This window comes from Sphingomonas sp. MJ1 (PH-R8) (assembly GCF_048058635.1).
Taxonomy (GTDB): Bacteria; Pseudomonadota; Alphaproteobacteria; order Sphingomonadales; family Sphingomonadaceae; genus Sphingomonas.
The window spans coordinates 156,937-177,127 of sequence record NZ_JBBEFX010000004.1; the positions used below are offsets into that span (position 1 = coordinate 156,937).

The 20,191-nt window shown below is 68.1% G+C and carries 21 protein-coding genes; 8 read left to right on the forward strand and 13 right to left on the reverse strand.

The annotated features are described in order from the left end of the window. Positions 1-2: 2 nt before the first annotated feature. On the forward strand, positions 3-1,292 hold the full coding sequence (locus VPH46_RS05290; RefSeq protein WP_416609514.1) for an MFS transporter: 1,290 nt from the start codon (positions 3-5) through the stop codon (positions 1,290-1,292). A gap of 26 nt (positions 1,293-1,318) precedes the next feature. Here VPH46_RS05290 and VPH46_RS05295 read toward each other — a convergent pair whose 3' ends face one another. The 8 genes from VPH46_RS05295 to VPH46_RS05330 all read right to left on the reverse strand — a co-directional run bounded on the left by VPH46_RS05295 (position 1,319) and on the right by VPH46_RS05330 (position 9,255). Beyond that, positions 1,319-1,468: a hypothetical protein gene (locus VPH46_RS05295; RefSeq protein ID WP_165889986.1), complete on the reverse strand. Its 150-nt coding sequence runs from the start codon at positions 1,466-1,468 to the stop codon at positions 1,319-1,321. Between the two features lie 146 nt (positions 1,469-1,614). Then, the gene (locus VPH46_RS05300) at positions 1,615-2,667 is read right to left on the reverse strand and encodes a UDP-glucuronic acid decarboxylase family protein (protein ID WP_416609516.1); all 1,053 of its coding nucleotides are present in this window, start codon (positions 2,665-2,667) and stop codon (positions 1,615-1,617) included. Further along, positions 2,667-3,752: a CgeB family protein gene (locus VPH46_RS05305; RefSeq protein WP_416609518.1), complete on the reverse strand. Its 1,086-nt coding sequence runs from the start codon at positions 3,750-3,752 to the stop codon at positions 2,667-2,669. The genes VPH46_RS05300 and VPH46_RS05305 overlap by 1 nt, the downstream gene beginning before the upstream one ends. Next, a complete protein-coding gene (locus VPH46_RS05310) occupies positions 3,749-4,837 on the reverse strand; it encodes a CgeB family protein (protein ID WP_416609520.1) in 1,089 nt (362 codons plus the stop codon). Before VPH46_RS05310 ends, VPH46_RS05305 begins: the two co-directional genes overlap by 4 nt. Beyond that, positions 4,834-5,946, reverse strand: a complete 1,113-nt coding sequence (locus VPH46_RS05315; protein ID WP_416609523.1) for a CgeB family protein — start codon at positions 5,944-5,946, stop codon at positions 4,834-4,836. Before VPH46_RS05315 ends, VPH46_RS05310 begins: the two co-directional genes overlap by 4 nt. Beyond that, the gene (locus tag VPH46_RS05320) at positions 5,943-7,046 is read right to left on the reverse strand and encodes a glycosyltransferase family 4 protein (RefSeq protein ID WP_416609525.1); all 1,104 of its coding nucleotides are present in this window, start codon (positions 7,044-7,046) and stop codon (positions 5,943-5,945) included. Before VPH46_RS05320 ends, VPH46_RS05315 begins: the two co-directional genes overlap by 4 nt. After that, a complete protein-coding gene (locus tag VPH46_RS05325; protein WP_416609527.1) occupies positions 7,046-8,146 on the reverse strand; it encodes an SDR family NAD(P)-dependent oxidoreductase in 1,101 nt (366 codons plus the stop codon). The genes VPH46_RS05320 and VPH46_RS05325 overlap by 1 nt, the downstream gene beginning before the upstream one ends. Further along, the gene (locus VPH46_RS05330) at positions 8,143-9,255 is read right to left on the reverse strand and encodes an NAD-dependent epimerase/dehydratase family protein (protein ID WP_239435446.1); all 1,113 of its coding nucleotides are present in this window, start codon (positions 9,253-9,255) and stop codon (positions 8,143-8,145) included. The genes VPH46_RS05325 and VPH46_RS05330 overlap by 4 nt, the downstream gene beginning before the upstream one ends. 228 nt (positions 9,256-9,483) lie before the next feature. On the opposite strand from VPH46_RS05330, the gene VPH46_RS05335 reads away from it, so the two are divergent. From VPH46_RS05335 to VPH46_RS05360, 6 genes are all read left to right on the forward strand, one after another. Next, positions 9,484-10,071 (forward strand): histidine phosphatase family protein, encoded by a 588-nt coding sequence (locus VPH46_RS05335; protein ID WP_416609530.1) that lies wholly within the window; start codon positions 9,484-9,486, stop codon positions 10,069-10,071. Then, a complete protein-coding gene (locus tag VPH46_RS05340; RefSeq protein ID WP_416609532.1) occupies positions 10,068-10,874 on the forward strand; it encodes a TIGR04290 family methyltransferase in 807 nt (268 codons plus the stop codon). Before VPH46_RS05335 ends, VPH46_RS05340 begins: the two co-directional genes overlap by 4 nt. Further along, on the forward strand, positions 10,871-11,806 hold the full coding sequence (locus VPH46_RS05345; RefSeq protein WP_416609534.1) for a glycosyl hydrolase: 936 nt from the start codon (positions 10,871-10,873) through the stop codon (positions 11,804-11,806). The genes VPH46_RS05340 and VPH46_RS05345 overlap by 4 nt, the downstream gene beginning before the upstream one ends. Before the next feature lie 24 nt (positions 11,807-11,830). After that, the gene (locus VPH46_RS05350) at positions 11,831-12,808 is read left to right on the forward strand and encodes an MDR/zinc-dependent alcohol dehydrogenase-like family protein (protein ID WP_416609536.1); all 978 of its coding nucleotides are present in this window, start codon (positions 11,831-11,833) and stop codon (positions 12,806-12,808) included. Then, on the forward strand, positions 12,805-13,791 hold the full coding sequence (locus tag VPH46_RS05355; protein ID WP_416609538.1) for a Gfo/Idh/MocA family protein: 987 nt from the start codon (positions 12,805-12,807) through the stop codon (positions 13,789-13,791). The genes VPH46_RS05350 and VPH46_RS05355 overlap by 4 nt, the downstream gene beginning before the upstream one ends. A gap of 64 nt (positions 13,792-13,855) precedes the next feature. Next, a complete protein-coding gene (locus VPH46_RS05360) occupies positions 13,856-14,752 on the forward strand; it encodes a bestrophin family protein (protein ID WP_416609540.1) in 897 nt (298 codons plus the stop codon). Between the two features lies 1 nt (position 14,753). On the opposite strand, the gene VPH46_RS05365 is transcribed toward VPH46_RS05360, so the two are convergent. Then, on the reverse strand, positions 14,754-15,155 hold the full coding sequence (locus tag VPH46_RS05365; protein ID WP_125960605.1) for a MerC domain-containing protein: 402 nt from the start codon (positions 15,153-15,155) through the stop codon (positions 14,754-14,756). Between the two features lie 128 nt (positions 15,156-15,283). On the opposite strand from VPH46_RS05365, the gene VPH46_RS05370 reads away from it, so the two are divergent. Beyond that, the gene (locus VPH46_RS05370) at positions 15,284-16,096 is read left to right on the forward strand and encodes an SGNH/GDSL hydrolase family protein (protein ID WP_416609543.1); all 813 of its coding nucleotides are present in this window, start codon (positions 15,284-15,286) and stop codon (positions 16,094-16,096) included. Between the two features lie 13 nt (positions 16,097-16,109). Here VPH46_RS05370 and VPH46_RS05375 read toward each other — a convergent pair whose 3' ends face one another. From VPH46_RS05375 to VPH46_RS05390, 4 genes are all read right to left on the reverse strand, one after another. After that, positions 16,110-17,123: an anion permease gene (locus VPH46_RS05375; protein WP_416609544.1), complete on the reverse strand. Its 1,014-nt coding sequence runs from the start codon at positions 17,121-17,123 to the stop codon at positions 16,110-16,112. Between the two features lie 9 nt (positions 17,124-17,132). Further along, on the reverse strand, positions 17,133-18,233 hold the full coding sequence (locus VPH46_RS05380; RefSeq protein ID WP_416609649.1) for a DUF47 family protein: 1,101 nt from the start codon (positions 18,231-18,233) through the stop codon (positions 17,133-17,135). 221 nt (positions 18,234-18,454) lie between these two features. Then, entirely contained in the window at positions 18,455-19,255 is an 801-nt protein-coding gene (locus VPH46_RS05385; protein ID WP_416609546.1) for a MipA/OmpV family protein, read from the reverse strand. A gap of 95 nt (positions 19,256-19,350) precedes the next feature. Then, entirely contained in the window at positions 19,351-20,142 is a 792-nt protein-coding gene (locus VPH46_RS05390; protein ID WP_416609548.1) for a hypothetical protein, read from the reverse strand. Positions 20,143-20,191 lie beyond the last annotated feature (49 nt).

The window sequence follows — 20,191 nt, forward strand, 5'->3', positions numbered from 1 at the left end:
CGATGCTGAATGCGCTCGGGCTGCTCAGGAAGCGCCGCTTCCTTCCCCTGTTCGTCACGCAGTTTCTGGGTGCCTTCAACGACAACCTGTTCAAGCAGGCGATCGTGCTGTTCGCGACCTACCAGATCTTCTCGGACGCGCAGGCGGAACAGAATTTCAACGCCCTGGCGACGGCGATCGGGATCATCCCCTTCTTCGTCCTCTCGGCGCTGTCCGGGCAGCTCGCGGACACGAGCGACAAGGCACGGATCATCCGCATCGTGAAGACGGCCGAGATCGGCATCATGATCTTCGGCGCGGCGGGCGTGTTCGTGGCGCAGGCCGGGTGGATCAACCTCGGCCTTGCGATGATGCTGGGCGCCGTGCTGCTGCTGGGCACCCACTCGACCTTCTTCGGGCCGATCAAATACGCGATCCTGCCGCAGCATCTGAAGGAGGATGAGGTGCTGGGCGGCACCGGGCTGGTGGAAGCCGGCACCTATCTCTCGATCCTGCTGGGAACGGTGATCGCAGGATGGATCTCCGTCGAGGCTTCGGCGATCCTGGTGATCGGGGTTGCGGTGATCGGCTGGATTACGGGCCGCATGGTGCCCGCGGCCCCCCGGCTGGGTGCCGAACTGAAGCTCAACTACAACCCGATCACCTCCTCGTGGAAGCTGGTCGCGGCGACGATGCACATCCGGCGGCTGTTCCTGGCGATCCTCGCCATCAGCTTCTTTTGGACGATCGCGTCGGTGATGATCGTGATCTTCCCGCCGCTGGTGAAGAACGTGCTCACCGCCAACGAGCGGGTCGCCAGCCTCACCATCGCGATCTTCTCGGTCGGCGTGGCGATCGGTTCGGTGGTCATCAATGCGCTGCTGCGCGGCAAGGTCTCGGCCAGATATGCGCCGGGCTCAGTGATCGCGATGGGCGTCGCCGTGATCGCGCTGTCGCTGGAGGCGCGTGGCTGGGTGCAGGCGCCGGCCGGCACGTTGTATGGCTTCTACGACTTCATCACGCTGCCGCCTGCGGTCGGGTTGCTGCTGACGATGCTTGCCGTCGCAGTCACGGGCGGCATGTTCGTGGTGCCGCTCTACGCCTTCCTGACCACCACGGTGACCAAGGACCAGACGGCGCGGACGGTGGCGGCCAACAACATCGTCAACGCAGGCGCGATGACGATCGGCGCGATCGTGGTGAGCGCCGTCAGCGCGGCCGGGGTGACGCCGGAGGACATGCTGCTGGTGGTCGCCGGCATGTGCGTGCTTTCCGCCTGGCTGGCCTGGAAGCTGCACTGCGCGTGCGACTGAACCGCCGCTTCAGGCCGCAAGCGCGGCTATAGCAGGAAGGTGTAGAAGCAGACGAAGAAGGCGGTGAAGCTCAGGACGAAGAGCTTCAGATCCTCTTCGCTGCTGGCGTCCTTCGATGCCTTGCGAGCATCCGCCAGAGCACGGCGAAAGGGATGCGGTGGGCCGGAAACGGCCACAGGCGAGTGCGCGTGTCGTGGTTCCATAGGAACAGGTTAACGAGTCGTTTACGAATTGCACGTTCGTCGCCGACGTACCGGGTCCCGATATGAAACGCCCCGCCCCGGCTACTGCCGGAGCGGGGCACGACGTTCTAAGAGTTCGATCAGGCGCGGGCGCGCAGCGGCTCCTGGATCTCCGGCTGGGCCAGCTCGACGCCGAGCTCTTCCGCGAACCAGGCGCTGGTGCGGGCGAGCCCGTCCTCCAGCGGCACGGTCGGCTCCCAGCCGAGCACCGCCTTGGCACGGCTGATGTCGGGACGGCGGCGGCGCGGATCGTCCTGCGGCAGCGGGGTGTAGGTCACGCGACCCTCGACGCCGGTCGCGACCAGCACCTTTTCCAGCAGCTCGTTGACGGTGAACTCGGTCGGGTTGCCAAGGTTGACCGGCTCCATCGGATTGATGTCGCTTTCCATCAGCCGCATCAGCGCATCGACCATGTCGGAGACATAGCAGAAGCTGCGCGTCTGGCTGCCGTCGCCATACACGGTGATGTCGCGGCCGGACAGGGCCTGGCAGATCAGGTTCGAGACGACGCGGCCGTCGTCCGGATGCATCTGCGGACCATAGGTGTTGAAGATGCGGGCCACGCGCACCTCCGCGCGGTTCATGCGGGCATAGTCGAAGGTCAGCGCCTCGGCAGCGCGCTTGCCCTCGTCATAGCAGGCGCGCGGACCGGTGCAGCTCACCCAGCCGCGATAGCCTTCCGCCTGCGGATGCACTTCCGGGTCGCCATAGACCTCGCTGGTCGAGGTGAGCAGGAAGCGCGCGCCGGTCTTCTCAGCCAAGCGCAGCAGGTGGTTGGTGCCGACCACGTTGGTGAGCATCGTATGCTCGGGGTCGGCCTGGTACTGCGGCGGCGAGGCGGCGCAAGCGAGATTGTAGATGCGCGTGATGCGATCGGCCCGCTCCAGCACCGCCTGGGGCAGCGGGTTGACGATGTCCGCCTCCACGAAGGTGAAGTTGGGCAGCGCCTCCAGCAGCCGCAGGTTGGACGGGCGCGCCGTCTGGAGGTTGTCGAGGCACAGCACCTCATAGCCCTGATCCACCAGCGCCCGGCAGAGGTGCGAGCCGATAAAGCCCGCTCCGCCCGCGACCAGCGCCACTCCAGCTTCGTTCTGCGCCATGTTCCGCTCCTTCTTGTCCCTTATGTCGTTCATCAGGCGGCTCCTGCCAAAGCAGACTGCGGCACCTGCCGTGCTGCCGCTTCGGTGAGGTGCAGTTCCAATTCTGCGGCGCGATGCGCAGCGGTGTGGGCGTCCAGCACGCGGGCGCGTGCCGCCTCCCCCATTGCCGCGGCATCCGCCCCTTCGATCGCGGCGATCACGGCGGCGCCATCGTCTGCCAGCAGGATCTCGCGGCCGGGAGTGAACAGGTCTTCGATCCCCTCCCAGCGATCCGAAACGATCGGGGTTCCGCAGGCGCCCGCCTCGAACAGGCGCACCGAGGGCGACCAGCCTGCCGCGATCATGTCCGCACGCGTCACGTTGAGGGTGAAGCGCGACGCCGAGTAGAAGTTGGCGTGCTCGGACGGCGGCAGATGGTCGATGCGCTCGACGTTCGCCGGCCAGTCGATGGTGTCGGGATATTGCGGCCCCGCCACCACGAACCGGCGGTGCGGCAGCGCGCGCGCCGGCTCGATCAGCAGCCGCTCCAGCGTGGGCTGGCGATCATCGCTGTAGGTGCCGAGGTAGGAGAGGTCCCAGCGCTTCTCCGTGCCGGTCGGCGCATAAAGCGCCGGGTCGACTGAGCAGTAGAAGGCACGCGCCGCCGGCGAGCCGAAGGTGCGCTCGAGCCGTTCCAGCGTCGGACCGCCGGTGAACGACAGGTAGAGGTCATAGCCGGGGATGACCTCCGGCGAGAGATATTCGAAGTCGCCGCGTTCGAGCTTCGCGAGCGTCACCGGCGTGTCGATGTCGTAGAAGGCGGTGACGCCCTCGGCCACCTGTTGGACATAGCGGGCGACCGCCACGCCCTCCGGCACATAGGAGCCGACGATCACCGCGTCGGCGTGCGCGATCTCGTCCTGCCAGGCGTCGAGGCCGTTCAGGTCGGCGTAGAATTCCAGCCGGCAATAGTCGGGATCGACGTGGTCGCGGTGCGAGGCGTACCAGGGCACGTCCCGCTCCAGGAACAGGATGTCATGCCCGCGCGCGGCATAGGCCTTCAGCAGCGCGCGGAAGGTGGTGGCGTGGCCGTTGCCCCAGGAGGAGGACAGCGAAAGGCCGAGGACGACGAGCTTCATGCGACTTCCCGCTGCCGCTCGGCATGGGCCTGGAACAGCTGGTCCACCTGCGCGCCGCGCAGGGTGTAGGTGTGCCCGGCGAGCACGCGCTTGAGCGCTGCCTGGCCGATCGCCTGCGCGCGTTCGGGGGTCAGCGCGGCGAGATGATCTGCCACGTCCTGGCCGTCGCGGGCGACCAGCACTTCCTCGTCCGGGATCAGGAACTGCTCGATGCCTTCCCAGGCGTCGGTGATGAGGCAGGCGGCAGCGCCCGCCGCCTCGAACACGCGGGTCGCGGGCGAGAAGCCGACATTGGCCATGCTGTCGCGGGCCACGTTCAGCACCGCACGTGGCGTGCAGTTGAAGGCGTTGTGCTCGGCCGTGTAGACGTGGCCGCGGTGGCGGACGTTGCCGGGCATCGCCTTCGTCTCCCAGCCGTTGCCACCGATCAGGAACTGCTGCTCAGGCAAGCGCTCCGCGGCCTTGAGGAAGAATTCCTCCACGCGGGCCTCGCGGTCGGGCAGGCGATTGCCGAGAAAGGCGAGGTCGCAGGCGAAGCGCGGGTCGGGCTCGACCGGGAAATGGGTCGTCGGGTCGAGCGCGTTGTAGACCGGCACGCAGTCGGCGGCGCCGAGGCCCTTGTACGCGTTCACGACCGGCGGGCCGCCGCCATAGGTGAACACCGCATCGAGATCTGGCAGCGCGCGGCGCACGGGATGGTCCGCGTCCGCGCGCATTTCGTCCAGCGTGGCCGCGGCGTCGACGTCCCAGAAGATCTTGAGCGCGTGTGGCGCCGCATGCTCGACGATGCCCTCCAGCAGCTCGCGGTCGAACACGCCCACGCCGTTCGCCTTGACGACGATGTCTGCGTCCGCTGCTTCGGCAAGGACGCCGCGCATTGCCTCTTCCGTCGCCGGGTAGACGACCGAGCGCGCCCAATCGGGTGCGTCGATGTCGCGGTGCTTCTGACGATCGAAGGCGTCCGGTTCGTAGAAGCTGATCTGATAGCCGCGCTGCGCCAGGTCGCGCAGGATGCCGCGGTAATAGGTGGCGGCGCCGTTCCAATAGGAGGACACCAGGCTCGATCCGTAAAAGGCGATCTTCACGCCACGTTCCTCTCAACTTGCGGGGCGCCGAGGCTCGCGACGACGGCGAGCAGCTCGTCGACGCGGTGGGCGCAGGTGTGGCGGGCGCGGATCGTCTCCAGCCCGGCGGCAGCGAGGCTCGCGCGCAGGTCCGGGTCGTCGCGCAACGCCGTCAGGTGGCGGGCCATCTCGGCGCCGTCGCGGGCGACGAGATAGTCGGTGCCGGGGCGGAACAACCCCTCGGCATCCTCCCATGGCGCGGACACCAAAGGCAGCCCGCACGCCAGCGCCTCGAACACGCGGATGGTGGGGATACCGGGCAGGATCGTCGCATAGTAGCGGCGCGGCACGTGCACGGTGGCGAGGTGCCGGGCAAAGATCTCCGGCGCCTTGGCATTGGGCGCCCAGCCGCGATAGCGCGCGCCGTGCGAGGCGAGCATCGCCCTGGCCTCGTCCGGGTAGCGCACGCCATAGATGTCGAGCGGCAGGCCCGCGGCATTGGCTGGGCGGAAGAGGAAGTCCTCCAGTTCCTGCGTACGCTCGCCGTCGCCCCAATTGCCGATCCACACCAGCCCTTCGCGGGTGCCCTCGTGCACCGGCGGGTGGAAGTGGCGGGTGTCGGCGGCCTCGTGCCACGTCCAGACGCGCCCTTCCCAGCCCCAGCGGCGATAGACCTCCGACAGCGTCTCGCCGAACGCGAGCACGCCATCGTAGCCCGAGAGGTCGAACGCGCGGATCGCGTCGGGATCGCTGACGGCGCGGTGGTGCGTGTCGTGGAACAGCAGCGTGAAGCGGCCACCGCGCTTGCGCAGCTCGCCGATCGCGGCGACGAGCGCGGGGTCGTTCCACTCGTGGACGATCACCAGCTCGGCATCGCCAACCAACTCGGCCGGATCGGTGCCGGGCGCGAAGCTCTGCGACGACAGCTCCGGATAAGCGGTGCGATAGGGCTCCAGCCCTGCGTCACCGCCGTCGGCGAGCAGGTTGGCGAGGCTCCAATTGCCCTCCGGCTCCAGCGTGCGGACGTCGTGGCCGCGCGCGATCAGCTCCCGCAGCACGCCGCGCAGGAAATGCGCGTTGCCGTGATTCCAGCACGACAGCAGCGAATGGGTGAAATAGGCGATCTTCATGCCGCGGCACTCCGCGTGAGGGTTGCGCCGGGTTCGAGCAGGTCGCGGTAGAGCGCGGCCATGTCGCGCGCAACTGCCGCCGGCGTGTAGCGCGCCGCCCGCTGCTGCGCAGCCGCGCCCAACGCAACGCGGCGCGCGGGATCGGCCCGGACCGCCTCGATCGCGGCGACGAAGCCGTCCTCGTCCTGTGGCGCCACGAAGACGGCCGCGCCGTCCCACAGCTCGCGGAAGGTCGGCAGGTCGGCGAGCACCAGCGGACAGCCGGCAGCCGCCGCCTCCAGCACCGCCAGCCCGAACGGCTCGAACCGCGCGGCAGAGACGAAGATCGGGCGCTGGACGAGCCACTCGGCCAGTTCCGCCTCGCTCAACAGCCCGAGCGGCTGGAGATGATCGGCGGGGACCTGCTCGCCATGCGGGCCGACCAACGCGCCGGCCGCGTGGAACGGCACCGGCAGCCGGGCGGCCACGCGGTCGAGCAGACGCGTCTGCTTGACCTGGTCCCAAAGTCGGCCGGCGGTGAAGACGCAATCGGTGGGCGCGCCCTCCCCTTCGACCAGCGGCCGGCGGCCGTTGTGGACGGCGAGCGGCAGGTCGGTGAGGCCATAGGTGCGCTGGATCACCGCGGCGAACGCTGCGGTCGGCGCGACCACGCGGCTGGCGGCGCGGAAACCCTGTTCGGTCAGCGTGCGCTGCCAGCGATAGTCCGGCGGCAGCTTGGTGCCGTTGGCGGCATCCCACCAGGTGGCGAGGCAGCCGTGCGCCACCGCGACCACCGGCACGCCGAACGCGCCGCTCGCCGCCAGCGTCGGCATGTTGCAGTGAACGAGATCGAAGCCCTGCTCCCGAACCAGCTTCGCCAACGCCTCGCCGGCCTCGCGCACCGGCACGGGGCCGTCGCACAGCCAATCGAGCGGCAGGCCGGTCTCCAGGATCGGAATGCCTGCGGCCTCGACCGGCGCGCGCTGCGCGGCATTCGGCTCCGGCCCGAGCACCGCCACGGTCGGCGCGAAGCCGAGCGGGGCAAGCGCGCAGGCGAGATCGGTCGCATATTGCCAGACCCCGCCCACGGCATCGGCGGTGATCAGGATCCGCGCCGCCATCAAGCAACCCCTGCCGGCGCATCCGCCGCCGGGACACCGATGGGCGCGTTGATGCCGCGCGCCTCGGCCAGCCAGCGGGCCAGCCGCGCGACGCCGTCGTGCCAGTCGATGCGCTTGCCCAGGCCGAGCGCCGCCTGCGCCTTGCGCGTGTCGGCGACGAAATAGCGCTGGTCGCCGGCGCGCCAGTCGGAGAAGCTCAGGTCCACGTCGCGACCGAGCACTTCGCCGATATAGGCCAGCAGCTGGCGCAGGCTGATCGCATTGTCCGGGCCACCGCCGAGGTTGAACGCCTGACCCGCGACCGCGTCGATGTTGCGCCATGCCGCGACATAGGCGTCGACTGCGTCCGACACGTCCAGGATGTCGCGGACCTGGTGGCCGTCGCCATAGAGCGTGATCGGCTTGCCCTCGAGCGCGCGGATCAGGAAGTGGGCGACCCATCCCTGGTCCTCGGTGCCCATCTGGCGCTGGCCATAGATGCAGCTCATCCGCAGCACCGCGGTCTTCAGGCCGAAGCTGCGCGCATAGTCGAGCACATATTGGTCGGCCGCGCCCTTGGAACAGCCATATGGGGTATGGAAATCGAGCGGCCGCGCCTCGCCGATGCCGTGCGCGCGCACTTCTGTGTCGACGGGGCGATAGGCATCGTCCTCCAGCACGAAGTCGAGGTCGATCAGGTCGCCATACACCTTGTTGGTGGACGCGAAGATCACCGGCGTCTCCGGCGCGCGCGTACGGATCGCGTCGAGCAGGTTGAGCGTGCCGGCGATGTTGATCGTAAAGTCGTCGCGCGGATCGACCATGCTGGTGGTCACCGCCACCTGTGCCGCCAGGTGGAACACCGCCTTGGCCCCGGCGGCGGCATCCGCCAGGCGCGCCTCGTCGCGAATGTCGGCGTGCAGGAAGTCGATCCGGTCGCCGTGGCGCTGCTGCAGCCAGGCGAGGTTGGTGTCCACCCCCGCCCGCGACAGCGCGTCATAGACGAGCACGCGATGCCCCTCGCCGGCCAGACGATCGGCGAGGTTGGATCCGATGAAGCCCGCGCCGCCAGTGACCAGGATCGGCCGCGGGTCCGCCGCAGCGTTCCCCTCGACCGTCATGCCACCAGGCCCCGCTTCTCCAATTCGGAGCGCATCTGCTCGACGCGATCCTGGGCGGTCTGCTGCGCCACCCACTCCGCGAGTTCGGCCAGGCCCTGCTGGAAGTCCTGCTTCGCGCGGAAGTCGAGCTTCTCGGCCGCCAGCGTCGTGTCGCAGAAGCAGTGGCGGATGTCGCCGATGCGCGCCTTACCCACCACTTCGGCGGTCAGGTCGTTCTTGCCCATCGCCTTGGCGAGTTCCTCGGCCACTTCCTTGACCGAGCGATGGTTGCCCGAGCCGATGTTGAACGTGCCGCCCACTGCCTGCGGCAGCACCAGCGCGTCGGCAAAGGCGCGTGCCACGTCGCTGACATGCACGAAGTCGCGGCGCTGCTCGCCGTCCTCGAAGATCAGCGGCGACTGGCCGTTGAGGAAGCGCGACGCAAAGATCGCGAGCACGCCGGTGTAGGGGTTCGACAGCGCCTGGCCGGGGCCATAGACGTTAAACAGCCGCAGGCACACGCCCTCGATGCCGTACGGCTCGGCCATGATGTGGGTCGTGCGTTCCTGCACATATTTGTTGAGCGCGTAGATCGACGCGAGGTTCGGGCGCTTCCACTCCGGGGTCGCGACGGGGCTGAGCGGGCGGCCTTGCGCGTCGGTCGGCTCCCAGTTCTTCTGCCCGTCCTTCAGCGTCTTGCGCTCGGCGTTCTCGACCAGTTCGCCATCGGCGTCGCGGTAGAGGCCCTCGCCATAGATGCTCATGGAGGAGGCGGTGACGACGCGGCGGACCGGCTTGTCGATCAGCGCCTCGAACAGCACCGCGGTGCCGACGTCGTTGGTGGAGGTATAGCGCTCGACCTCGTACATCGATTGGCCGACGCCGACCTCAGCCGCCAGGTGGACGACGCTGTCGACACCGTCGAGCGCCTTCAGCACCGCGTCCTTGTCGCGCACGTCGGCGCGGATCAACTCGGCTTCCTTGTTGAGCATCTGCGAGCCGTCGGTCGCGCCATGGACCTGCTCGATCAGGCTATCGAGGACCCGCACTTCGTTGCCGCGTGCCAGAAGTTCGTCGGCGACGAAGCGTCCAATGAATCCCGCCCCCCCGGTGATGAGAACTCGTTCCATTCTTCCTCCCGCCCTCGACATCGACTGCATCCCCCAGCCGTGCCTGCGTTGACTTGACCGTCCCAAGCCTGTTCAATGGCTTGCGACCCGGAAGAAGAAGCGCTTCTTCTTCATCTTTGTTCCCGAAAATCATTCCGGGCGGGAAACATTTTTCCCGGAGCGGGGAACCAAAGGGGGACGCGATGCGATTGCAGCATCTATGTTGATCCTGCCTTTTACGGGCGCGCATTGAGCGCGACCGTCCTTCTTGCGCGTCACGGAAGCCATGATGAAGTCGGCGCGGTTCTGAGCGGCCGATCGGAGATCGCGCTCAACGCCGCCGGCCGCGCAGAAGCGGCGCGCTTGGCGGACCGCCTCGCCTCCACACCGCTCCGCGCGATCCACGCCAGCCCCCGCCGCCGCACGCGGGAAACCGCCGAGATCGTCGCCGCCCGCCACGGCCTGCCCGTGACCCTGGTGGACGCGCTGGACGAGGTCGACTTCGGCGCCTGGACCGGCCGCAGCTTCGACAGCCTTGATGGCGATCCGGACTGGGACCGCTGGAATGCGGAGCGCGCGACCGCCTCTACCCCAGGTGGGGAGACGATGGCGGCGGCCGTCGCGCGTGCGACGGCGCACATCGCCTCGCTCGAAGGCGACGGCGGCACGACCCTCTGCGTCAGTCACTGCGACATCATCCGCGGCGTGGCCGCGCACGTCCTGGGGCTCGGCCTCGACCGGTTGCTCGCGTTCGATTGTGCGCCGGGCTCGCTTACCACGCTGGCACTGGCAGGAGGCCAGGGCCGCATCGTCACGCTGAACGAGGTGCCGCAATGACCAAGATGCCGACCGACCGGCTCCGCGAGGAAGTGGCGCGGCTCGCGCCCTGGTTCCACAACATCGACTTAGGGAACGGCATCCAGACCGCGCCCGAGCATTTCCTGGGCGACTACCCCCGCTTCAAGTTCGAGCGCTTCGGCCCTGCCCTGCCCGAGGACATGACGGGCAAGACCGTGCTCGACATCGGCTGCAACGCCGGCTTCTACTCGGTGGAGATGAAGCGGCGCGGCGCCACGCGGGTGCTCGGCATCGACAGCGACGAGCGCTACCTGGCGCAGGCACGGCTCGCGACGGAGGCGCTGGGCTTCACCGGCGTCGAGTTCGCAAAGCTGTCCGTCTATGACGTGGCGTCGCTGGGCGAGAAGTTCGACCTCGTGATCTTCATGGGCGTGCTCTACCACCTGCGCCATCCGCTGCTGGCACTCGACCTCATCCGCGAGCATGTCGCCGGCGACATGATGCTGTTCCAGACGCTGCAGCGCGGGTCGGACGACGTGTGCGAGGTGCCGGAGGATCATCCCTTCTATGTGCCGGGCACCTATGACGCGCCCGCCTATTTCGACGATCCGGGCTATCCCAAGATGCACTTCATCGAGCGCGAATACGCGCACGACTGGACCAACTGGTGGGCACCCAACCATGCCGCGTCGGAGGCGATGCTGCGCGCCTCGGGCTTCACGGTCGAGGCGCGCCCGGAGCGTGACGTCTATCTGTGCCGCGTGGCGCCCGTTCCCTATGCGGAATACGGCCCTGCGGCAGTCTACCCGGCCCGCGGGCCGGAACAGGGGGGAAGCAAGTGATCGAAGCCGCGATGCTCTGGAACGAGCCGAACAACAAGTCGCACTGGGATCCCGAGCTCGATCCCGAGTGGGCGATCTTCGCCGACACGATGGTCCGGGCAGGCAATGCGATCCAGGCGATCAATCCGAACGTCACCCGCGTGCTCGGGGGCATGTCGCCGATCGATCCGGCCTGGGTGCAGCGGATGGAAGCACGCGGCGTGCTCGACGCGGTCGATGCGGTCGCGGTGCACGGCTTTCCGCTCGACTGGAACCTGTGGCCGATCCACGCCTGGCCCGACAAGATCGCCGAGATCGAAGCGGTGACGGACAAGCCGATCTGGGTGACCGAGGTCGGCGTCGGATCGTTCGGCGCCGAGGAGGTGCAGGTGTTTGGCGTGAACAAGACCGCCGAGCTTCTGATCGGCCGCGTGCCGCGCATCTTCTGGTATTCGCTCTATGATCTGCCGCAGAGCTGGGGCGCCACCACCCGCCATCGCGAGGCGGAAGGGTCGAGCTACTACCGCCATTTCTACATGGGGCTGATCCGCGAAGACGGCACCCCCAAGCCCGCGCTCGACGACTATGCCAAGGTCGCCTCCGAGATGGGGCTGATGCAGTGGTTCCATTATGAGGATCCGCGCCTGGACGAGGCGGTCGCCTGGATGAAGCGACTGGGCACGAAGAAGCTGCGCACAGGCCTCAGCTGGGCCGACAGCTTCCGCCCCAATGCGCTCGACTGGTTCGACCGGCAGATGGAGGCGATCGCCGACTTCGACGTGACCGTCACCTTCTGCTTCACGCCCGAGCATCTGGGGCCGGGCAAGCATCACACCAGCCCGCCGTACGAGCCGCAGCAGTTCGCCGATTTCTGCGCGTGGATGATCGACCGCTATGCCCCCGCGGGCGGCATCCAGGCCGCGGCCGAGCCCGCGCTCGAAGTGCGCGCCTGATCCTAGATCCAACCAGGAATGACGATGACCGAGACGATGCGCGCGGCGGTGCTCGCCGCGCCCGCCACCATGGAACTGCAGCAGGTCGCCCTGCCCGAGCCTGGCCCAGGCCAGGTACGCGTAAAGCTGGAAGGCTGCGGCGTCTGCGCCTCCAACGTCGAGCCGTTCGAGGGCCAGCCTTGGTCCCAGTTCCCAGGAGAGCCGGGCGGCATGGGGCATGAAGGCTGGGGCATCGTCGACGCGCTCGGCCCGGACGTCACCGGCATTGCGATCGGGGACCGCGTGGCGATGCTGTCGGGCAAGAGCTACGCCGAATATGACGTCGCCGACGTCGACGCGCTGGTGAAGCTGCCGGAGGCGCTGGCCGGCAAGCCCTTCCCCGGCGAGCCGCTGGGCTGCGCGTTCAACATCTTCCGCCGCGCCGACGTGCAGGCGGGGCAGACGGTGGCGATCGTCGGCATCGGCTTCCTGGGCGCGGTGCTGACGCGGCTCGCGACAGAGGCGGGTGCACGCGTGATCGCGATCTCGCGCCGCCAATCCTCGCTCGATCTCGCCCGTCACTATGGCGCGGCCGAGACGATCGTGATGGACGATCACTGGCGCATCCTGGAGGATGTGAAGCGGCTGACCGACGGGCGCGGCTGCGACCGGGTGATCGAATGCGTCGGCAAGCAATGGCCGCTCGATCTTGCGGGCGAGCTGGTGCGCGAGGGCGGCCGACTGGTGATCGCGGGCTATCACCAGGACGGTCCGCGCCAGGTCAACATGCAGATGTGGAACTGGAAGGGCATCGACATCGCCAGCGCGCACGAGCGCGATCCGGCGGTGAACCTGCGCGGCCTGCGGGAAGCCGCGGAGGCGGTGGCCTCTGGTCGGCTCGACCCGACGCCGCTCTACACCCACCGCTATCCGCTCGACCGCCTGGACGAGGCGCTGCTTGCCACGCGCGACAAGCCCGACGGCTTCGTGAAGGCGCTGGTGATGTTCGGAGACGCGGCATGACCCGCCCGAAGCTCGGCTTCCTGGGCGTCGGCTGGATCGGCCGCCACCGCATGGAGGCGATGCTCGCCACCGGCGCGGTCGAGGCGGCGGCGATCAGCGATCCCTCACCCGAGATGGTGGCGGAGGCGCAGAAGCTCGCGCCGGATGCAGCGGTGGTCGATTCGCTCGGCGCGATGCTGGCGCTCGGCCTCGACGGCGTGGTGATCGCGAGCCCGAGCGCGCTTCACGCCAGCCAGTCGATCGAGGCACTGGAAGCCGGCTGCGCCGTCTTCTGTCAGAAGCCGCTCGGCCGCAGCGCCGCCGAGGCACGCGCGGTGATCGATGCCGCGCGGCGAGCCGACCGGCTGCTGTCGGTGGATTTCTCCTACCGGTTCACGGCCGGCATGCAGCAAATTACACCCCTGGTGCGCGACGGCGCGCTCGGCCATGTCCACGCGATCGACCTCACCTTTCACAACGCCTATGGCCCGGACAAGCCATGGTTCTACGATCCCGCGCTGTCGGGCGGCGGCTGCGTGATGGACCTGGGGGTGCATCTGGTCGACCTGGCGCTCTGGACGCTCGGCTTTCCGGAGGTGCGGGAGGTCACGTCTCACCTGTCGAGCGGGGGGCACCCCCTCGCCGATCCCGAGCGGCAGGTTGAGGACTATGCTGTCGCCACGCTGGTGCTGGCGGGCGGTACGGTGGTACGCCTCGCCTGCTCCTGGCGTCTGCCCGCCGGCCAGGACGCGGTGATCGACGCGAGCTTCTACGGCACCGGCGGAGCCGCGGCGCTGCGCAACCTCAACGGCTCCTTCTACGACTTCCGCGCCGAACGCTTCGAGGGCACCACACGGCACCTGCTTGCGGAGGCACCGGACGCGTGGGGCGGTCGCGCCGGCGCGGATTGGGCCGAGCGCCTGGCCCGCTCGCCCCGCTTCACCGAGGATGCGGAAGAGCTGGTGCGCAGTGCCGAGGTGCTCGACCGCATCTACGGCCGTTGACGAGGGGCTTGCACCGACTCAGGCGCATGGCGGAACCGGCGGGGATCGTTCCTGAGGATCGCCCATGATCGTCCTTCGCCGTCCCACGCTGTGGGATATCCTGTTTCGCGTACGCGGATCGATCATCGGCAGCATCGCCCCCCGCCTGGCGGCGATGCTGCTGATCGCCAGCGCCGCCGTGCTGCTCGCCGCGCGCACGCCAGCCATACTCACACAGCTCGGCGCGATACCCTTCACCCTGATCGGCCTCGCGCTCTCGATCTTCATGAGCTTCCGCAACAACGCGTGCTACGATCGCTGGTGGGAGGGTCGGAAGCTCTGGGGCCAGTTGATCATCGAAGTTCGCACCTTCGCCCGCCAGACCGCGCACCTCCCGCCGGAAATCCGAACGCCGCTGCTGATGGGGCTCGTGGGGTTCAGCCACGGTCTGGCAGCGCGCCTCCGCGGCAAGCCCGAAGCGGCCGCGATCGCGCCCTGGTGCGACGGGGAGGACGCGGCAGACCAACCGAACCCGACCGATGCGGCCTTGCGGTCGATCGGGCGCGCATGCAGCCGGCTCGTGCAGGACGGCCATATCAGCGACATCCGCTACTCGGTGCTGGAACAGCCACTAACCGGCCTCGCCCAGGTGCAGGCCGGATGCGAGCGCATCAAGGCGACGCCCCTTCCCTACGCCTATTCGCTGCTTCTCCACCGCACGGCCTATACCTTCTGCCTGCTGCTGCCCTTCGCGCTGGCGCAATCGCTCGGCTGGTGGACTCCGCTGGTCGTACTGGTGGTCTGCTATACCTTCTTCGGGCTCGACGCCCTGGGGGACGAGATGGAGGACCCGTTCGGAGAAGAGACAAACGACCTGCCGCTGGACGCCCTCGTCCGTACCGTGGAGCGGGAACTGCTGGCAGCCGTGGGACGGACCGATCTGCCGCCGCCGCTCCTCCCCAAGGATGCGGTGCTGCTCTAGCTCAGCCGACGACGGCCGGCGGACGGGTGCTCGCGTGCCAGTTCCAGCCGTGACCCAGGGCCAACAGCAGTGCACCGGCGACGCTCAACGCCGTCTCCACCACGGGTCCGGTGGGCAGAAACGCGCCGGCACCCAGCAGTGGCAGTCCGAGAGCCGCAATCACCAGCGGCAGCGGGTGGCGATGGCGGCGGAACCCCAGCCCCAGCGCCACCGCACTCGTCGGCACGGCAAAGGCGAAAGCGAGCGCGTGAAAGCTCTCCGGCAACGTCAGGAAGGCAGCCAGCATCGGGACCGCGACGATGAGGACGGGCAGCAGCAGGCAGTGCGCCAGGCAGAGCAGCGATGCCCCCATCGCCGCGCCGTCCAGCCATTGCTGCCGCCGCGCGGCCATCTGTCGTTCCATGCTTGCACCTCAACGCCAACGAGCGCGGGAGATGATACTTTGTATCATGAACGTCAAGGGCGCCTGTGGGAAAGGTTGCGTGCCTCTCGGTGGGGCCGCTACCCTCCGCATCAGAGAAGGAGAGGATCATGCGCCGTTCCACTAACCTCTGGCTCGGATGCGCATTGCCCCTGGCGGCACTCGCCGGGTGCGCGCATGCGCCAGCCCGCCCGGCGTTGAGCGCGAACGCCCGCTATGTCGCGATGGGCAGTTCCTTTGCCGCCGGCCCCGGTATCCCCGAGCCTGTCGCCACCCCCGCTGCCCGCTGCGGCCGATCGACGAACAATTACGCGCACCAGTTCGCCCGCATGCGCGGGCTGACGCTGGTCGACGTCACCTGCTCGGGCGCTACCACGGCGCACATCCTAGGTCCCTGGAATGAGCTGGCGGCGCAGCTGGACGCGCTTACGCCCGACACGGCCCTGGTGACGGTCACGATCGGTGGCAACGACGTGAACTATGTCGGCAGCCTGATGAACGCCTCGGCCGAGCGCGAGATTCAGCCACCGACCGAGCAGGCGTGGGAGCGGCTCGCGCAGAACTTCGATCGCATCGCCGCCGAGGTGCATCGGCGCGCACCGGGTGCGAGGCTGGTGTTTGTCGACTATCTCAGCCTGCTGCCGGACGGCCAGCCCTGTGCGGGAACGCCGGTCTCGCCGGAACAGGCCGAAATGCTGCGGAGGACGGCGCGCCGGCTGGAGGAGGCCACCGCCGCAGCCGCGAGCCGGGCGGGCGCCGGCCTGATCCGCGCCTCCGCACTGTCGCGCGAACACGAGGTCTGCGACGCGGAACCCTGGACGAGCGGCTATGCAGCGGAAGGAAGAGGCCCGGTTCCGTACCACCCCAACCGCGACGGCATGCGAGCCGTCGCGCAGGCACTCGACGCGCGCTTGCCGCGATGAGCGCGGCTGCCGTTCAGAACAGCCGCGTCAGGAGATAGAAGAGCGCACCGACCGCGGCGGACGCCGGGATGGTGATGACCCAGGCGACGACCACGCTGCTCGCCACCCCCCACCGGACGGCCGAGGCGCGCCGCGCAGTCCCCGCGCCGATCACCGCGCCGGTGATGGTGTGGGTCGTCGACACGGGAATACCTAGCAGGGAGGCGCAGAACAGCACGATCGAGCCGGCGAAGGACGCGCTGAAACCCTGGTGCTGCGACAGCTTGGTGATGCGCGAGCCCATCGTCTCGATGATCTTCCAGCCACCCGTCAGCGTACCGAGGGCGATCGCGATGTAGCAGCTGATCGCTACCCAGTGCGGCACCTCGAACGCGCCGTGCAGATAGCCGGTCGAGTAGAGCAGCACGGTGATGATCCCCATCGTCTTCTGCGCATCGTTCAGCCCGTGGCTGAGCGAATAGGCGCCGGACGAGAGCAGGTGCAGGACCCGGAACGACCGCTCCGCATTGCGCGAGGTGGCACGCGCGAACAGCCAGCTCGTGACCAGCATCACCAGCATCGCCAGGATCATGCCGATGGTGGGCGACAGCACGATGGCGATCAGCGTCTTGTTGAGGCCGGTCCACTGGATGCCGGTCATGCCGGCATGGGCGACGCCCGAGCCGATCATGCCGCCAACCAGCGCATGGCTGGACGAGGACGGCAGCCCCTTCAGCCAGGTCACGACGTTCCAGAACATGGCGCCGACGAGTGCCCCGAACACCACCGCCGGCGTGATCAGGTCCTTGTCGATCAGCCCCTGGCCGATCGTGTCGGCGACCTTGTGCAGCGCCGGAAAGGCGATGGTCAGGAAATAGGCCGCGAAGTTGAAGACAGCGGCAAAGGCGACGGCGTGGACGGGACGCAGCAACCGCGTCGCCACCACGGTCGCGATCGAGTTCGCCGCATCATGCAGGCCGTTCAGAAAATCGAACGCAAGCGCGACCAGGATCAACCCGATCAGCAGCGGCAGGCCAAGTTCGTGCATGGGGGTGCGTCAGGCGTGGTCGACGACGATGCCGTCGATCTCGTTCGCCACGTCCTCGAACGCGTCGACGATGCGCTCGAGATGCTTGTAAATCTCGCGCTGGACCGAAAAGCGCAGTGCGTCCTCGGGCCCCAGTTCCTTGAACGCGCGCTTCAGCCCCGCCGTGTGGATCTCGTCGGCGTGGCTTTCCATGCGGACAAGGCGTTCGGTCAGTTCGTGAAGACGCCCGCCGTTGCTGCCAAGATCGCGCAACAGCGGCATCGCCTCTGCCGTGATGCGGGACGCGTCGACGATGATCGCCGCCATGTCCTTCATCTCCTGCTCGAACTCGGTGACCTCGTAGAGATCGACCGCCTGCACGGCTGCCTGCATCTCGTCGATGGCGTCGTCCATCGAGCCGATCAGGCTGATGATCGCGCCGCGATCGAACGGCGTCAGGAAGGTCTCGCGCACGGTGCGCAGCACCTCGCGGATGATGTCGTCGGCGTCGTGCTCGCGCTCGATCACCTCCTGGATGTGGTCGCGATTGCCGTCCTGCAGCAGCCGCGCGAGGGCATCGGCACCCGCCGTCACGGTCCGGGCATGCGCCTCGAACATATCGAAGAAATTTCCGGTCTTCGGAAGCAGCCGTTGAAACCATCCGAACATGCGATTCACCTTAGACTTTTCGGCCACCGTGCTGAGCAGATCGGTGCGCCGTATTGCTGCTTTCATTTCCGAAGGCCCGAAGGAACGGATCAGTTCGCGCAGGTCCGGCTCCTCGACCGCGGCCGCAGCCTCGGGCAAGCTGAACCAGCGACGCTCGCGCTCCGACTGTTCCTTCCAGCTGTCGAGTTCCTGGCTGACCGCCAGCGGAAACACCTCGACGTCGATCATCAGCGACGCGCCGTTGCGCCGCCGCTTGCGATAGCGATACGATCCCAGGGATGTCGGGCAGACGAGGCCGAGAACACCGGCCTCTTCCTCCGCCTCCCGCGCGGCGCCGGCATGCGGCGCTTCGCCCTTGTCCAGGTTGCCCTTCGGGATCACCCACCGCTTAGTCTCGCGCGAAGTCACCAGCAGGACGCGCACGGACGCGTCCCTGGCGGGACCTTCGGAACGATACGGCAGGGCGGCAATCTGGGGAATGAAGGGAACTCCTGGGCGGGCGGGGCCCGTTACAATCTGCGCCTGCCTCGGCGCAAGACAATCCGGTGGGAGCCTGCCCTGATCCTGAACGGTGCATGTCCGGCACCTTCCCGCGAAAGCATTAATGGAAGGTGCGGGCGATGCATCCACCGGAGGCCAACTGGAGGAGCAGCGGCAATTCCGCGCCCGTCAGCCGCCCCGGCCTAGCGGAAGGTGTAGCTTACGGCGACGCCGCCCGACAGCTGGTCGCGCGAGCCGAAGTTGCGCACGACGGGGGAGCGGCCGGCATCCGCCACCAGACGGTCGTACTTGGCGTAGCTGTAAAGCCCCCAGCGTGGGGTCACCTGGAAGATGAGGCCGGCCGTCCCCCCTACCGACTGCAAGCCGCCCTCCGCGTCGTACGCGGGCAGCCCGGTCGTTGCCGCGGTCTCCTCGCTGATGCCGAAGTATTCGCGGTGGTAGCGACCGTTGGCGAAGGTGGCGCGCGGCCCCAGGGAGAACAGCCACTGGTCGCCGTCGCGCGCGACATAGTCTGCACTTACGGTACCGATCAGCCCTTCATGGCCGCCCAAACCCTGCCGGAACTCGGTCCGGATGCGGAAGGCTGGCGCCACCTCATATTGCACGAACCCGCCGAGTTCGACGGTGAAGCCGACCTTGGGCAGCACCCCGTCGGTATCGTTGCGCGAGCGATCGCCTTCGAACCCGAATGCGACGCCGAACTGCCACCCGTTGCTCCGCGCCAGAATGGGGCCGGAGCCTTCGTCCGGCGCCTCGAACGGGAACGGGTCATCGCCCCGGGCGCGGGCGATGTCGATCAGCGGGCGCACGCTGACCGAGTCGGATCCCGGAAAGCTCGGCACGAGCTGAGGCCCCAGTGCGATCCGGGTCCTCCACGGAGCGCGTTCCTCGCTCTCCTCCTGGGCAAATGCCGCGGGGCCGGTCGCGAGCAGGGCCAGCGAAAACGCCCTTCCGGTATATCTGAGTGCGTCGCTCGGCCTCATGGCAGACGGTACCTCCTCACCTGCGGTTCACGGAGCTTCCCTGCACAAGGCTTCTTGCGGCGTTCGGCTTACCGGAAAGTCGTTCCCACAAGAACTTACCCGAACCAGCGAGAAGCGCCAGTATGCCGTAGACCTAGCAGAGCGCCAACGACGACGAGCAGCGCGGCGGCCGCAGTGGAGGCCGCGACGACGCCGGCCTGCTGCCCGCCGGAGGCATAGATGGCGGCGAGCGCCCAAAGGAATACGAGCGCAAAGGGCGGGTTGCCCCAGCCGCGGATCAGCGCCGCTGCGGCGATGATGCCACCCACCAGCACAACCAGCGCCGACACCACGGCACCGTTTTCGAGCTCCACCCCGTGAAAGCGCAGCGCGGCCGCGATGTTCACGATGGTCGCCGCGGTCAGCCAGGCCGCGAGCGCACTCAGCGGCAGAACCGCAAGCCAACGCTGGCCGGTCGTGAAGCGCGGCTCCCAGTCGGAGATCCGGCGATAGGCCGTAAGGAGGCACAGCAGCGTACAGACGATGATCGCCACCGAGATCACCGTCAGCCCGGCAACCTGCGTGTAGGCAGCCCAAAGGGCATTGCCCAGGAACGCCCCTGCCGCGGGCCACCGCAATTGCGCTACCAGCGCGTCGTTCCGCTGCCCCGGAAGCGCCTGGTAGATCGCGAACAGCATCGAGCCGAGGTAGAGCAGGCCCCAGATCGAAAACGCCCAGCCTGCCGGCGTGATCAGCGTCCGGACCGCGTCGGACTGGGAACCGATCGGCTCACCGACCCCAAGGGATGGAAGCACCGGCGTCAAGATCTGCAGAACCGCCATCAGGAGGACGGCCATGCGAGGCGCCGAATCGGCGGGCGATGCGTGCGAAGGCGCGAAGCTGGACATGGCGGCAGAACGCGCAGCGATGCTGCGGGTTGCGGCGGTCTCGGGCGAG

What these genes read in the sequence shown, in the direction of transcription:
- VPH46_RS05290 (WP_416609514.1), top strand. Translation starts at nt 3, where the DNA reads ATGCTGAATGCGCTCGGGCTGCTCAGGAAGCGCCGCTTCCTTCCCCTG.
- VPH46_RS05300 (WP_416609516.1), bottom strand. Translation starts at nt 2,667, where the DNA reads ATGAACGACATAAGGGACAAGAAGGAGCGGAACATGGCGCAGAACGAA.
- VPH46_RS05305 (WP_416609518.1), bottom strand. Translation starts at nt 3,752, where the DNA reads ATGAAGCTCGTCGTCCTCGGCCTTTCGCTGTCCTCCTCCTGGGGCAAC.
- VPH46_RS05315 (WP_416609523.1), bottom strand. Translation starts at nt 5,946, where the DNA reads ATGAAGATCGCCTATTTCACCCATTCGCTGCTGTCGTGCTGGAATCAC.
- VPH46_RS05320 (WP_416609525.1), bottom strand. Translation starts at nt 7,046, where the DNA reads ATGGCGGCGCGGATCCTGATCACCGCCGATGCCGTGGGCGGGGTCTGG.
- VPH46_RS05325 (WP_416609527.1), bottom strand. Translation starts at nt 8,146, where the DNA reads ATGACGGTCGAGGGGAACGCTGCGGCGGACCCGCGGCCGATCCTGGTC.
- VPH46_RS05330 (WP_239435446.1), bottom strand. Translation starts at nt 9,255, where the DNA reads ATGGAACGAGTTCTCATCACCGGGGGGGCGGGATTCATTGGACGCTTC.
- VPH46_RS05340 (WP_416609532.1), top strand. Translation starts at nt 10,068, where the DNA reads ATGACCAAGATGCCGACCGACCGGCTCCGCGAGGAAGTGGCGCGGCTC.
- VPH46_RS05350 (WP_416609536.1), top strand. Translation starts at nt 11,831, where the DNA reads ATGACCGAGACGATGCGCGCGGCGGTGCTCGCCGCGCCCGCCACCATG.
- VPH46_RS05355 (WP_416609538.1), top strand. Translation starts at nt 12,805, where the DNA reads ATGACCCGCCCGAAGCTCGGCTTCCTGGGCGTCGGCTGGATCGGCCGC.
- VPH46_RS05360 (WP_416609540.1), top strand. Translation starts at nt 13,856, where the DNA reads ATGATCGTCCTTCGCCGTCCCACGCTGTGGGATATCCTGTTTCGCGTA.
- VPH46_RS05365 (WP_125960605.1), bottom strand. Translation starts at nt 15,155, where the DNA reads ATGGAACGACAGATGGCCGCGCGGCGGCAGCAATGGCTGGACGGCGCG.
- VPH46_RS05370 (WP_416609543.1), top strand. Translation starts at nt 15,284, where the DNA reads ATGCGCCGTTCCACTAACCTCTGGCTCGGATGCGCATTGCCCCTGGCG.
- VPH46_RS05375 (WP_416609544.1), bottom strand. Translation starts at nt 17,123, where the DNA reads ATGCACGAACTTGGCCTGCCGCTGCTGATCGGGTTGATCCTGGTCGCG.
- VPH46_RS05385 (WP_416609546.1), bottom strand. Translation starts at nt 19,255, where the DNA reads ATGAGGCCGAGCGACGCACTCAGATATACCGGAAGGGCGTTTTCGCTG.
- VPH46_RS05390 (WP_416609548.1), bottom strand. Translation starts at nt 20,142, where the DNA reads ATGTCCAGCTTCGCGCCTTCGCACGCATCGCCCGCCGATTCGGCGCCT.